10 protein-coding genes are annotated in these 13172 nt (G+C 68.4%); 3 read left to right on the top strand and 7 right to left on the bottom strand.

The annotated features are described in order from the left end of the window. From glyA to C9E82_RS19910, 6 genes are all read right to left on the bottom strand, one after another. The coding region (glyA, locus tag C9E82_RS19885; RefSeq protein ID WP_147482378.1) for a serine hydroxymethyltransferase at positions 1-1096 on the bottom strand (1096 nt) is incomplete at its 3' end. A gap of 20 nt (positions 1097-1116) precedes the next feature. Then, a complete protein-coding gene (locus C9E82_RS19890) occupies positions 1117-3780 on the bottom strand; it encodes a phosphoenolpyruvate carboxylase (protein WP_119897081.1) in 2664 nt (887 codons plus the stop codon). Further along, positions 3781-4752, bottom strand: a complete 972-nt coding sequence (locus C9E82_RS19895; protein ID WP_119897082.1) for a 2-hydroxyacid dehydrogenase — start codon at positions 4750-4752, stop codon at positions 3781-3783. Positions 4753-4763: 11 nt separating this feature from the next. Continuing rightward, positions 4764-5645, bottom strand: coding sequence for a succinate--CoA ligase subunit alpha (sucD, locus tag C9E82_RS19900; RefSeq protein WP_119897083.1), 882 nt, complete (start codon positions 5643-5645; stop codon positions 4764-4766). Next, entirely contained in the window at positions 5645-6841 is a 1197-nt protein-coding gene (locus tag C9E82_RS19905; protein ID WP_119897084.1) for a malate--CoA ligase subunit beta, read from the bottom strand. The genes sucD and C9E82_RS19905 overlap by 1 nt, the downstream gene beginning before the upstream one ends. A 24-nt stretch (positions 6842-6865) precedes the next feature. Beyond that, a complete protein-coding gene (locus C9E82_RS19910) occupies positions 6866-8113 on the bottom strand; it encodes an aminotransferase class V-fold PLP-dependent enzyme (RefSeq protein WP_170162011.1) in 1248 nt (415 codons plus the stop codon). Positions 8114-8299: 186 nt separating this feature from the next. Here C9E82_RS19910 and C9E82_RS19915 point away from each other — a divergent pair, with 186 nt between their 5' ends. From C9E82_RS19915 to C9E82_RS19925, 3 genes are all read left to right on the top strand, one after another. Then, the gene (locus C9E82_RS19915) at positions 8300-8953 is read left to right on the top strand and encodes a response regulator transcription factor (RefSeq protein WP_240643446.1); all 654 of its coding nucleotides are present in this window, start codon (positions 8300-8302) and stop codon (positions 8951-8953) included. Between the two features lie 104 nt (positions 8954-9057). After that, positions 9058-10032, top strand: a complete 975-nt coding sequence (locus C9E82_RS19920) for an HpcH/HpaI aldolase/citrate lyase family protein (RefSeq protein WP_119897085.1) — start codon at positions 9058-9060, stop codon at positions 10030-10032. Further along, positions 10029-11288 (top strand): glycerate kinase type-2 family protein, encoded by a 1260-nt coding sequence (locus C9E82_RS19925; RefSeq protein ID WP_119897086.1) that lies wholly within the window; start codon positions 10029-10031, stop codon positions 11286-11288. The genes C9E82_RS19920 and C9E82_RS19925 overlap by 4 nt, the downstream gene beginning before the upstream one ends. Positions 11289-11355: 67 nt before the next feature. Here C9E82_RS19925 and C9E82_RS19930 read toward each other — a convergent pair whose 3' ends face one another. Next, complete coding sequence (locus C9E82_RS19930) at positions 11356-13146, bottom strand: APC family permease (RefSeq protein WP_119897087.1); 1791 nt, start codon at positions 13144-13146, stop codon at positions 11356-11358. Between the last annotated feature and the right edge of the window lie 26 nt (positions 13147-13172).

The raw sequence follows: 13172 nt of genomic DNA on the forward strand, positions 1-13172 counted from the left end.
AGGTCACGAAGGGCTTTTCCGGGTCGAAGGGCACGCCGTTCTTGTTGCAGGTGATATGGGCGCGGCCAAGCGCCGCCTCGGTCGCCTTGCCGGTCACGCCCTTGGGCCGCAGGTCCGCCAGGCACAGATGGTTGTCGGTCCCGCCCGAGACGATGTCGATGCCGCCGCGCATCAATTCATCGGCCATGGCGCGGGCATTGGCCACGACCTGCGCGGCATAGTCCCTGAACTCGGGGCGCAGCGCCTCGCCGAAGGCCACCGCCTTGGCGGCGATCACATGCATCAGCGGGCCGCCCTGCAACCCGGGGAAGACCGCCGAATTGATCTTCTTCGCGATCTCGGCGTCATTGGTCAGCACCATGCCGCCGCGCGGGCCGCGCAGGGATTTGTGGGTCGTCGTGGTCACCACATGGGCGTGCGGCAGCGGCGAGGGATGCTGGCCGCCCGCGACCAGCCCGGCGATATGGGCCATGTCGACCATCAGCCAGGCGCCCACCTCGTCGGCGATCTTGCGGAAGGCGGCCCAGTCCCAGACGCGGCTGTAGGCGGTGCCGCCGGCGACGATCAGCTTCGGCTTGTTTTCCAGGGCCTTCTGGCGGACCTCCTCCATGTCCAGCAGCTGGTCCTGCTGGCGCACGCCGTAGCTGACCACGTTGAACCACTTGCCCGACATGTTGACCGGCGAGCCATGGGTCAGGTGGCCGCCCGAATTGAGGTCCAGCCCCATGAAGGTGTCGCCGGGCTGCAGCAGCGCCAGGAACACCGCCTGGTTCATCTGGCTGCCGCTGTTCGGCTGGACATTGGCGAATTCGCAGTCGAAGAGCTGCCTGGCGCGTTCGATGGCCAGGTTCTCGGCGATGTCGACGAACTGGCAGCCGCCGTAATAGCGTTTGCCCGGATAGCCCTCGGCATATTTGTTGGTCAGGACCGAGCCCTGCGCCTCCAGCACCGCGCGCGAAACGATGTTCTCGGACGCGATCAGCTCGATCTCCTCGCGCTGACGGCCAAGCTCCCGGCCGATCGCATCGGAAATCGAAGGGTCGCGGGTGGCAAGCCCGTCCGCGAAAAAGCGCGCCTGGGATGGGTGTTCGTTCATGAGGTCTCTCCTTTGGTCAGCTATCCGGTCCAGCCAAGCGCGGTGGAAATGCAGTTCATCGTCTGCATCAGCGCGATGGAAATCCTGGGCCCCGGTTCGTGGCGATTGTGGTCGAGCAGCCGGACCTGCAATCCGTGCACCCGTTCCAGATCGGCGCGGGTGCGGTCGAAGCGGGCGGCCATGTTGGGAAACCGCTCGCCGATGCCGGGCTGGCCGGTCAGGAACACCACCGCCGCGCGGCTGCGCCGGTATTCCTGGCCGATCCGGCCGAAGATGTCCTGCCGCACCGCCGGATCCCGGACCAGCGCCGCATAGGTCTCGGCGATCCGCATATCCGCGTGGAACAGCGATTTCTCGACCTCGTCCACGATCAGCCGGAAGATGCGCGAGTCGCGAAACATCCGCCGCAGCAGCGCGTCGCCATCGTCGCGGTGGAAGCGCCGGAAGGTCTCGATGGCCGAGCCGAAGCCGTACCAGCCGGTGATCAGGTGGCGGTTCTGCGACCAGGCAAAGACCCAGGGGATGGCCCGCAGATCCTCCAGCCCGCCGGCACCGAAGCGCCGGGCGGGGCGCGAGCCCATCTTCAGCAGCGCCAGTTCCTCGACCGGGCTGGCCTGGCAGAAATAGTCGATGAAGCCGGGCCGGTGCAGAAGCGCGCGATAGGCGGTGCAGGACATGTCCGACAGCGCCTCGAGCGTGTCGTTGAACTCGGGGCGGACCGGCTCGGGCGCGGCGGGCAGCGACTGCGCCATGACCGAGGACAGCAGCAGCTCCAGCTCGTATTCGGCGGTGCCGCGATTGGCGAATTTCGACGACACGACCTCGCCCTGTTCGGTGATGCGCAGCTGGCCGTTGATGGTGCCGCGCGGCAGGGCGGCGATGGCGCGGCCGGTCGGCGCCCCGCCCCGGCTGACCGAGCCGCCGCGGCCGTGGAAGAAGACCGGCAGCAGCCCGTGCCGCGCCAGAACGGCCGCGATGCTGCGCTGCGCCTTTTCCAGCTCCCACGTCGAACAGAGGAAGCCGCCGTCCTTGTTGCTGTCGGAATAGCCCAGCATGACCTCGACCCGGTTGTCCCCGGTCGCCAGGCTGCGGCGGGCCAGCGGCACCCGCAGCAGCTCGTCCAGGATCCGCGGCGCGGCGCGCAGGTCGTCGATGGTCTCGAACAGCGGCACGACGCGCAGGTCCAGCCGCTCGGCCCCGAAGCCGGCATGGCGGGCCAGCAGGAACACCGCCAGCAGATCGTCGCAGGAACGCGTCATCGACAGGATGAAGGTGCCGATGGCCAGCGGATCGGCCCCGAAGCGGGCGCGATGCAGCAGTGCCAGCAGCTCCAGCAATTCCCGCGCCTCGCCGCCAAGGGCGTCGCGGTCCAGCCGGGGCAGCGCCTCTTGGCCCAGTTCGCCGCGCAGCCGCCGAGACCATTCCGCGCTGCCATATTCCGGCGCCGGGCCGGACTGCGCCCAGATCCCGGCCAGCACCCGCGTGGTGACCGAGGAATTCTGCCGCACGTCCAGCGTCACGGTGCGAAAGCCGAAGACCTCGGCCTGCCAGCGCAGCGGTCGCACCAGCCGATGCGCCAGCGTCGCGGCGCCAATGTCGTGCAGCGCCGTCTCGACCCGGCGCAGGTCGGCGATGAAGTCGCGCAGATGCGGATAGGCCGGCCCCGGCCCGCCGGCAATGGCCCCCAGACGGCGCTGCATCGCGCTTGCCGCCTGGCGGAACAGCTCGCCCGGATTGCGCTGCCGGTCGGCCTCGGGCAATTCCGCCGCGTCGATCACCGCGGCCAGCCGGGCGCGCGTCTCGGGCCGCAGGCCGGCGATCTCGCTGCTGATGCTCAGGTGCCGGGCGGCAAGGGTCAGCCCCTGCCGGTAGCGGTCGAGGATCGCGTCGCGCCCCAGTTCCAGGGCGGCGCGGGTCGTCTCGACCGTGACATGCGGATTGCCGTCCCGGTCGCCGCCGATCCAGGAATGGAAGCGCAGGGGGGCGCCGGTTTCCTGGCCGGGGCCATAGCGGCCGTCAACCGCGTCGTGGAATTGCCGCACCACGTTCGGCACCGCGTCGAACAGGCTGTCGCGAAAGAACTGCAGCCCCCATTCGATCTCGTTCAGGGGCGAGGGCCGTTGCCGGCGCAGCTCTCCGGTCAGCCAGAGCAGGTCGATCTCGCTCTCGATCTCGGCCATCAGCGCCGCGCGCTCGTGCCGCGTCCAGCGCTGGCTCTCCAGCCGGGCCAGGGCGCGATAGATGCGGCGGTGGATCTCCAGCACGGTGACGCGCTTGGCCTCGGTCGGATGGGCGGTCAGGGTCGGGCCCACGCGCAGCTGGCACAGGCTGCGCGCGACGCTTTCGCGCGGCATGTCGGGGGCGGATTGCAGGGTCCGGGCCAGGCTGCCCTCGATCGCCGCCGGGCCCGAGCGGGTCTCGGCCTCGCGGCGCAGCCGCATGGCGGCATGTTCGTCGATGATCCGCAAGAGCTGGAACCAGATGTCGAGCCCCTGGAGATAGGCGCTCATGTCCGCTTCCCGCAGCCCGGCCGCCTCGCCGGTCAGCAGCGGCACCACCTGCGGCGCGTGGCGGCCGATGACCCGCTGCCAGAGGCCGCGCAACTCGCCGCGCAGCCGGTCGGCGTGACAGCGCCCCTGCCCTGCCGATGGCTCGGCGCCGATATCCGCCGCCCCGGCCTGCATTCAGTTCACCCGGTCGCGGGGCTCTCGGCCCGCAAAGAAATCCTCGAGGTTCTGGATGACGCGGAAGCCCATGGCCTCGCGCGCCTCGCGGGTGGCGCTGCCCAGATGCGGCAGCATCACCAGCCGATCCGAATCCCTTAGCTGCGGGTTGATGTTCGGCTCTCCGTCGAAGACATCCAGCGCCGCGCCGCCGATCGAGTCGAACCACAGCGCATGGGACAGCGCCGTCTCGTCGATCACCTCGCCGCGGGCGGTGTTGATGAGGAAGGCATCCGGCCGCATCAGGTTCAACCTGTGCGCATTGATCAGGTGGCGGTTCGACGCGCCCCCCGGACAATGCAGCGAGATGAAGTCGCATCTCGGCATCAGCTCGTCCAGGCTGTCCACCTGCACGGCATTGCATTGCGCCAGAACCTCGGGCGCGACCGGGCTGCGGTTGTAGACCAGGATGGTCATGCCGAAGCCGTGATGGGCGCGGCGGGCCATTTCCTGGCCGATGCGGCCATAGCCGACGATCCCCAGCGTCTTGCCGGACACCTTGGTGCCGACCAGATGCGTCGGCCGCCAGCCGGTCCATTGCCCGGCGCGCAGCTCGCGCTCGCCCTCGCCGGCGCGGCGGGCGACCATCAGCAGCAGGGTCATCGCCAGATCGGCCGTGCATTCGCTCAGCACGTCGGGGGTGTTGGTCACGACGATGCCATGCCGGCTGACGCGGTTCAGGTCGATATGGCTGTAGCCGACGCCGTAATTGGCCAGGATCCGGGTCTGGGGCCTGTGCAGTTCCAGCGCCGGGGCGCCGATCCTGTCGGTCACCGTCGGCAGGATCGCGTCATATTCCCGCATCGCCGCCAGGAAATCATCGGGCGCCAGGGGTTTGTCCGCAAGGTTCAGCTGCACGTCGAAGATCTGGGACAGCCGCGCCTCGACCGCTGCGGGCCAGCGGCGGGTGACAAGGACTCGGGGTTTCGCCATCGTCCTTCCCCCTACTGCATCACGCGGGCGATGGTTTCGCCGATCACGGCCGGATTCTCGGCCATGGTGACGCCCGCCGCCGCCAGGATCTCGACCTTCTCGCTGGCGCTTTCGCCGAAGGCCGAGATGATCGCCCCGGCATGGCCCATGGTGCGGCCCTTGGGCGCGGTCAGGCCGGCGACATAGGCGACCACCGGCTTGCTGACATGGTCGCGGATGTATTCCGCCGCCTCGGCCTCCTGCGGGCCGCCGATCTCGCCGATCATGCAGATCACATGGGTCTCGTCGTCCTGTTCGAAATGCTCCAGCACGTCGCGGAAGGACGAGCCGTTGATCGGATCGCCGCCGATGCCGACGCTGGTCGAGACGCCCAGCCCGTGCTCTTTCAGCTGGGCCGCCGCCTCGTAACCCAGCGTGCCGGAACGGCCGATGATGCCCACGTTGCCGGGCAGGTAGATATGGCCCGGCATGATGCCCAGCATGGCCTTGCCGGGGCTGATGGTGCCGGCGCAGTTCGGCCCGGTCAGGATCATCCGCCGTTCCTTGGGATAGCGGTACATGTAGCGCTTGACGCGGATCATGTCCTGGGCGGGGATGCCGTCGGTGATGCAGACGCAGTAACGGATGCCGGCATCGGCGGCCTCCATGATGCTGTCGGCCGCGGCGGGCGGCGGCACGAAGACCAGCGTGGCCTCGGCCCCGGTCTCGGCCACCGCCTGCTTGACGGTGTCGAAGACCGGCACGCCCTCGACGGTTTCGCCGCCCTTGCCGGGCACGACGCCGCCGACGACATTGGTGCCGTAGTCGATCATCTCGCGGGCATGGAAGCGGGCCATCTTGCCGGTGATGCCCTGAACGATGACGCGGGTTTCGCGATCCAGAAAAATGCTCATCAGACGGCCCTCAGGTTGGCGTTGCGCTGGGTATCGGCGCGCCATGCGGCGACGGCGCGTTCGGCGGCTTCCATCAGGGTGGTGGCGCGGATCAGCGGCAGGCCGCTTTGCGCCAGGATCTTCTGGCCTTCCTCGACATTGGTGCCGGCCAGCCGCACCACGACGGGCACGTCCACCGGTTCTTCGCGCAGGGCGCGGACCACGCCCTCGGCCACCCAGTCGCAGCGGTTGATGCCGGCGAAGATGTTGACCAGGATCGCCTGCACGTTCTTGTCCGACATGACCAGGCGGAAGGCGCGCGCGACCCGCTCGGGCGTGGCGCCGCCGCCGATGTCGAGGAAGTTCGCGGGCTCGCCCCCGGCCAGCTTGATCGTGTCCATGGTCGCCATGGCAAGGCCGGCGCCGTTGACGATGCAGCCGATATTGCCCTCCAGCCCGACATAGGACAGGCCGTGATCGGCGGCGCGGGATTCGCGCGGATCCTCCTGCGACTTGTCGCGCAGCTCCAGGATCTGCGAATGGCGGAACAGCGCGTTGTTGTCGAAGGTCATCTTGGCGTCCAGCGCCAGGATGCGGTCGTCGCTGGTCACGACAAGCGGGTTGACCTCGACCATCGTCGCGTCGAGTTCGCGGAAGGCGCGATAGCAGCCGCGCAGGGTGCGCATCATCTGCTGGACCATGGCGGGCTTGATGCCAAGCGCGAAGGCGATCTCGCGGCACTGGAATTCCTGCAATCCGACGGCCGGCTCGACCGTGGCGCGCACGATGCTGTCGGGCTTCTGGGCCGAGATCTCCTCGATCTCCATGCCGCCCTCGCCGCTGGCGACGATCATCACCCGCTGGCTGGCGCGGTCCAGCACGAAGCCCAGATAGATCTCGCGCGCGATGGGCACGGCGGCCTCGACATAGACGCGGTAGATGCCCTTGCCCTCGGGTCCCGTCTGGTGCGTGACCAGCTTCTGGCCGAACATGGCCTCGGTCGCCGCCTGGATCTCCAGGTCGCTGTCGCAGAGCTTGACGCCGCCGGCCTTGCCGCGGCCGCCGGCATGGACCTGCGCCTTGACGACCCAGCGGTCGCCGCCCATCTCGCGGGCGCGATAGGCCGCCTGTTCGGGGCTGTAGGCCAGCGCGCCCTGCGGGATGCCGACCCCGAAGCGGTCGAGTATTTCCTTGGCCTGGTATTCGTGAATGTCCATTTTCGCCTCCTCCCTGGGGCGCCGTTATTCGGCCGCGACCGTCGCCTGGTAATGCTCCTCAAGCCGTTCGGTGATCCGGGCCGTGTCGATATCCGCGCCCATCGCGGTCATCGCCGCGGCAAAGCGGGTGACGATGTCGGTGATCGCCTTCCGGTCCAGCAGGTTCAGGATGCCGATGCGGATCTGCACCGGCTCGGACAGCGTCGGCCAGATGCCGAAGCCCTGGGCGCGGCAGGACTGGACCAGCTCCATCTCGCGGCCCTTCAGCGTGTCGGGCAGGTTCAGCACCACCAGCGAGGTCATGTCCGAAGTCACCTTGCAGCCCATCGCGGCCACCGCGTCGCGCAGCGCCGCCTCGTGGAAGGCATAGGCCCTGGCGCGGCCGGCCACCGTCTGTTGCAGCAGGATGCGCAGCGCCTCGTGGAAGGCGGCGACGGCATAGGCGCTGTGGGTGCGGTGATAGCTGCCCTTTTCCACATCCTTGCCGTCGATGATGCCCCAATGCCGCGCCTCGAGGATCGGGTGATGCACGAAGGTCCGGCAGCCGGTCCTGCGCAGTTCCGCGACATAGCGGTCCGAGAAGGACACCGGCGCATAGGTCAGCGGCAGGCAGCAGATGCCCTTCTGCGGGCAGGAGGCCCAGCCATGCACGCCGGGATAGTCGTCGATGCGGAAATCCGCGACACCCAGCGAGGAGACCGCATCGACCAGCCCCATCGCGCCGTGCCGCTGGCAGGCGTCCGAGAAGCCGCGCAGGTCGTTGGTCCGGCCCGAGCCGGTTTCCCAATGCGCCATGGCGGCCCATTTCGGCTTGTGCTCGGCCAGCGCCGCCTCGACGGTCTCGCCGGTGACGGACTGGCCGTGCGGGACGGTCACGATCCTGACCGAGGCCGGCTGCGGGTCCATCGGGTTGGCGGCCAGTTCCTCGGCCGTGGCGGCCTTCATGCGCAGGGTCAGCCCGTCGATGCCCGAGAAGGTGCCGTTGACGAAGACCACCACGCTGTCGCCGGGCAGGACCGCGCTGAACAGGCAATCAAGCCCGCTCCAGCCGGTGCCGGCGACGCCGAAGGTATGGATGTTCGCGGTGCCCATCACCTCGCGCAGCATCAGCTTGCACTCGATCATGCCGCGCAGGACATCGGCCTGCATGTGATCGGCCACCCCGGCGCTGGCAAAGCGTTGCAGCACCCGCAGGTCGGTATTGCCCGGTCCGGGCCCGGCCGCGAGGGTGTCGGGAATTTCAAGCTGCGGGAAGATCGCCACTTCAGCCATGACATTTCCTTCTGATGAACTTTGTTTAATTGTAAGAAAGCTTCTCTCGACAGATGCCGCAACGTAAGATTATGCTGCCTGGTGGTATCCCTTTGGGTGGCTGTTTCCCCACCCGAAGGAGTGGGAGGACAAGATGCCGACAGATTTCCCTGGTTTTCCGGCCTGTTATCGGGCGGGGGCTGGCTGATGCGCACGGTCAGCAGCGTCGAAAGGGCGGTTACGATCATGCTGGGCGACAGCAATCCGCTGGTCCTGTCGGCCATGTCCGAGGTTTTCCAGCGCGACACGCGCTTCTCGCTGCTGGCCACATCGGCCACGGCCGAGGGATTCCTGGCCACCGTCATGCGAATCCCCGCCCAGGTGGGAATCATAGACTGGGGACTGCCGGCGATGGGCGGGGCCAAGCTGCTTGAGCAGCTGCGCGAGCAGGAGGGCGCGCCGCGCGTCGTGGTCTATGGCGACCAGGCCAGCGAGGCGCATCTGGGCGCGCTGGGGGCGGGCGCTGCCGGCTTCGTCGCCCGCAGCGACCCGGCCGAGACGCTGCTGGAGACCTGCATGGCCGTGGCCGCGGGCAAGATGGTCTTTCCCTATCTGGACGTGCGCGCGCTGCAACGAAATCCGCTGCAAAGCCTGTCCCCGCGCGAGATGGACATGCTCGAGGCGCTGTCCAAGGGCCTGACCAATCGCGAGCTGTCGCGCGAGCTGGGCATCTCGGGCAATACGGTCAAGTTCCACCTCTCGAACCTCTATGAAAAGCTCTCGGTGCGCAGCCGCGCGCAGGCCATCGCCTTCTATTATTCCAGCCGCCACGGCCCCCCGCCCGGCAGCGGCAGCGACTGAATCTGTGGCAGATCGGAACCAAAAAGAAATTTTATTTCTTGACTGGAAACAGCAATCCGCCTTCTCTTGTTGCATCCCCCCACATGTTGCAGGAGCATCCCGCCATGAGCTTTCATCCCATCGAACAAGCCCCCGCCCGTCTGAACCGCAGCGAGCTTGCGGTGCCCGGCAGCCAGCCGCAAATGTTTCAAAAGGCGGCAGATTCCGACGTCGACGTGATCTTCCTCGACCTCGAGGACGCGGTCGCCCCGGACGAGAAGCCGCAGGCGCGCAAGAACATCATCAAGGCCCTGAACGAGGTCGACTGGGGCAAGAAGACCATGTCGATCCGAATCAACGGGCTCGACACGCATTACATGTATCGCGACGTGGTGGACATCGTGGAACAGGCCGGCGAGCGGCTGGACCTGATCATGATCCCCAAGGTCGGCACCGCCGCCGACGTCTATGCGGTGGACATGCTGGTCACGCAGATCGAGGACGCCAAGGGCCTGAAGAAGCGCATCGGCTTCGAGCATATCATCGAGACGGCGCTGGGGATGCAGAACATCAACGAGATCGCCGCGGCGTCCAAGCGCAATGAAAGCCTGCATTTCGGCGTCGCCGACTATGCCGCCTCGACCCGCGCCCGCACCACCGTGATCGGCGGCGTGAACGAGCATTATTCGGTGCTGACCGATGCCGATGCCGAAGGCGGCCGCCACGTTCATTGGGGCGACATGTGGCATTATGCGCTGTCGCGCATGGTCGTCGCGGCGCGCGCCAACGGCTTGCGGCCGATCGACGGCCCCTTCGGCGATTTCTCGGACCCCGAGGGCTACAAGGCAGCCGCCTATCGCGCCGCCGTGCTGGGCTGCGAGGGGAAATGGGCGATCCATCCCAGCCAGATCGCGCTGGCCAACGAGGTGATGAGCCCTTCGGCCGCCGAGGTCGAGCGCGCGCAGAAGATCCTCGACGCCATGGCCAAGGCCGAGGCCGAGGGCAAGGGCGCCGTCTCGCTGGACGGCCGGCTGATCGACTATGCCTCGATCCGGCAGGCCGAGGTGCTGGTCCAGAAAGCCCGCCAGATCGCGGCATGACGGCACGGATCGCCGATATGCGGGCCCTGGCGCGGAAGCTCTATGACGCGGCCGTGCGCGCGGCCGATCCTGCCCTGGCCGTGCGCCGGCATTTCCAGGGCCACCCCCCTGCCGCACCCGCGGCGGCGGGGCAGACCATCCTGATCGCCATCGGCAAGGCCGCGCCCGCCATGCTGGCCGAGGCGATGGCCCATGTCCCCGGCCCGGTGACGGCGCTGGCGGTGACGCATGACGGCAATGGCCGCGACATCCCCGGCGCCCGCGTCCTGACCGCCGGCCATCCCGAGCCCGACGAGGCCGGGCTGGCTGCCGGGCAGGAGATCATCGCGCTGCTGGACCGGGCGGGGCCGCAGGACCGGGTGATCGCGCTGATCTCGGGCGGCGGCTCGGCGCTGGTTCCAGCGCCGCGGCCGCCGCTGACCCTGGCCGACAAGCAGCAGGTGAACCGGCTGCTCTTGGCCAGCGGGCTGGAGATCGGCCAGGTCAACCTGGTCCGCCAGCAGCTTTCCGACCTGAAGGGCGGCGGCTTCCTGCGCCATGCCGCCCCTGCCCCGGTGACGGCGCTGATCCTCTCGGACGTCATCGGCAACGACCTGGGCGCCATCGCCAGCGGCCCGACCGTCGCGCCGCTCGGCAGCCCGCGCGAGGCGCTGGAGCTGCTGGCCGGGCGGGGGCTGCTGGAGAAGCTACCCGCGAAGGTGCGCGAGTTGCTGGAAACCGGCGCGCCCCCTGCCCCGCTGCCCGAGGCCGAGAACCACCTGATCGGCAGCAACGAGATCTCGCTTGCCGCGATGCTTGCCGCGGTGCCCGAGGGCTGGGCTGGCCGGATCGTCAGCGACCGGCTGACCGGCGACGTGGCCGAGGCCGCCGCCCGCATCGCCGAGGCGGCCGGCAGCCGGCGCGACCGGCCCGAGGCGCTGATCTTCGGCGGCGAAACCACCGTCGCCCTGCGCGGTACCGGCAAGGGCGGGCGCAACCAGGAACTGGCGCTGCGCATCGCCCTGACGGGCGGGGACTGGCCGGGCCACTGGGTCTTTCTCAGCGGCGGGACGGACGGGCGCGACGGCCCGACCGACGCGGCGGGCGGCATCGTGGACGCCGGCACCGCCGACCGCATCCGCGCCGCCGGCCGCGACGGCCCGGCGCTGCTGGCCAACAACGACAGCCACGCGGCGCTGCAGGCGGCGGGCGATCTGCTGCTGACCGGCGCGACCGGCACGAATGTCGCCGATGTCCAGGTGCTGCTGCTGGCCTGACCCATCCGCGCAGCGCAAACGGAAACGGCCGCCCGTGGGGGCGGCCGTCGCGTTTCAGGATCCGGCCTCAGCCCGGCAGCTGGAAGACCATGTTCGCCACCACGACCACCGCCAGGCCCCCCGCCAGCGCCAGATAGGGCAGGATGCCCGCCCGCCTCGGCCCGAAGCTGGTCGCATCATTGGCCAGGCCCAGATCCTCCAGCGCCTCAGGCGGGAAGCGGCCCTTGTCGGTGACATAGTGGCGCCACAGGAAGATCGGCACGATCAGCGCCGCGAAGATCGCGCCCGAGACCAGCGCATTGGAATAGCCCCAGACCTTGGCCCCGGCACCCAGGAACAGCGCATTGACGAAGGCCAGCAGGGTGTTCAGCCCGATCAGCCAGGTCGGCGCGCGCCAGGGCCGCTCCAGATGCGGCGAGTCGATGCGATGGATCCAGCCGGCATTGAGGTTCAGGAAGTTGAAGGTCAGATAGCCCACGTTCGAGATGGCCAGCACGTAGAAATAGCCGTTCGCATCCGAGGCCAGCGCCAGCAGGAACAGGTTCACCACGAAATTCGTCCACATCGCGTTGACCGGGGCGCCCTGCTCGTTCACATGGCCCAGGTATTTCGGCAGCAACCCGTCCCGCGACCCCTGGTAGAGCGTCCGGGCCGAGCCGGCGCAGGCCGTCATGATCGCCATGAACAGCGCCAGCAGCATCAGGACGGTGAACAGCTGCGCCACCACCGGCCCGGCGCCGATCATGCCGCCCAGGGCCTGGGCGATGCCGGTGCCGTCGACGATCTCGGGCGCCAGCATCCCCTCGATGCCCAGAACCCCCTGGAACGAGAACGGGATCAGGCAGAAGAACGCCATGCAGAGCAGGCCGGTGAAGAAGATCGCGCGGAAGGTGTCGCGCTTGGGGTCCTTCAGCTCGCGCGTGTAGCAGACGGCGGTCTCGAAGGCATAGGTGGACCAGGCCGCGATATAGAGCCCGCCCAGTACCAGCGTCCAGCCGCCCAGGTTCCAGCTGCCCGGCTCGGCCGAATAGGCGCTCGCGGGCGGCAGGATGTTGGTGATGTTGGAATATTCGATCGAGCCGGTGAAGATCGGCACCAGCCCGACCAGCATCAGCGGCACCAGCACGATGATCGCCATCCATTTCTGCGCCGTCGCGGTCGAGGCGACGCCGCGATACTGGATCGCGATCAGGATCAGCATCAGCAGCGCGCCGATCACGAAGGTGGTGTTGAAGTAAAGCGTGAACAGGCCCGGAATTTCCAGGTTGAAGGCCGTCCAGCTGCGGATCGCCGGGGTCAGCGCCGCCACCGCGTCGCTGGTCAGCAGCGCCCGGATCGCCTCGGCGCTGCCAAGGCCGGGATGGGTGGCCAGGTATTCGGCCACGCGCGGGTTGTCGGCGGTGATCGCGCCGGCATGGGCGGCGACCCAGTCCAGCACCGGCTGCGATGTGGCCAGCGGCACCGGGAACAGCGCGTTCAGGATATAGCCCGCCGCGATGGCGCAACCCAGCGACAGGACCGGCGACCAGGCGAACCAGTTGCACCAGATCGACAGCGGCGCAACGGGCTTGGCATAGCGCAGCCAGGCCATGGCGCCGTAGACCGAGGCGCCACCGGACTTGTTGCCGAACATGCCGGCCATCTCGGCATAGGTGAAGGACTGCACGAAGCCCATCATCATCGAGACGATCCAGACGACGAAGGCGACCTTGCCGGTCGTGCCGGCGATGCCGCCCAACGAAAACAGCACCAGCGGCGGCACGCCCGCGGCGATCCAGAACGCGCCCGTCCAGTTCAGCGAACGGACCATGTGGCCGTTCTCTTGCGGCGTCTCCGCCGTCGTGGTCGTGTATGTCATTGAAAGACTCCCCTGCCGGCTTTTCT

The sequence above is a fragment of the Paracoccus sigandri genome (assembly GCF_003709565.1).
GTDB classification, from domain to species: Bacteria; Pseudomonadota; Alphaproteobacteria; order Rhodobacterales; family Rhodobacteraceae; genus Paracoccus; species Paracoccus siganidrum.

What these genes read in the sequence shown, in the direction of transcription:
- C9E82_RS19895 (WP_119897082.1), bottom strand. Translation starts at nt 4,752, where the DNA reads ATGGCGAAACCCCGAGTCCTTGTCACCCGCCGCTGGCCCGCAGCGGTC.
- C9E82_RS19910 (WP_170162011.1), bottom strand. Translation starts at nt 8,113, where the DNA reads ATGGCTGAAGTGGCGATCTTCCCGCAGCTTGAAATTCCCGACACCCTC.
- C9E82_RS19925 (WP_119897086.1), top strand. Translation starts at nt 10,029, where the DNA reads ATGACGGCACGGATCGCCGATATGCGGGCCCTGGCGCGGAAGCTCTAT.
- C9E82_RS19920 (WP_119897085.1), top strand. Translation starts at nt 9,058, where the DNA reads ATGAGCTTTCATCCCATCGAACAAGCCCCCGCCCGTCTGAACCGCAGC.
- C9E82_RS19930 (WP_119897087.1), bottom strand. Translation starts at nt 13,146, where the DNA reads ATGACATACACGACCACGACGGCGGAGACGCCGCAAGAGAACGGCCAC.
- C9E82_RS19890 (WP_119897081.1), bottom strand. Translation starts at nt 3,780, where the DNA reads ATGCAGGCCGGGGCGGCGGATATCGGCGCCGAGCCATCGGCAGGGCAG.
- C9E82_RS19905 (WP_119897084.1), bottom strand. Translation starts at nt 6,841, where the DNA reads ATGGACATTCACGAATACCAGGCCAAGGAAATACTCGACCGCTTCGGG.
- C9E82_RS19915 (WP_240643446.1), top strand. Translation starts at nt 8,300, where the DNA reads ATGCGCACGGTCAGCAGCGTCGAAAGGGCGGTTACGATCATGCTGGGC.
- sucD (WP_119897083.1), bottom strand. Translation starts at nt 5,645, where the DNA reads ATGAGCATTTTTCTGGATCGCGAAACCCGCGTCATCGTTCAGGGCATC.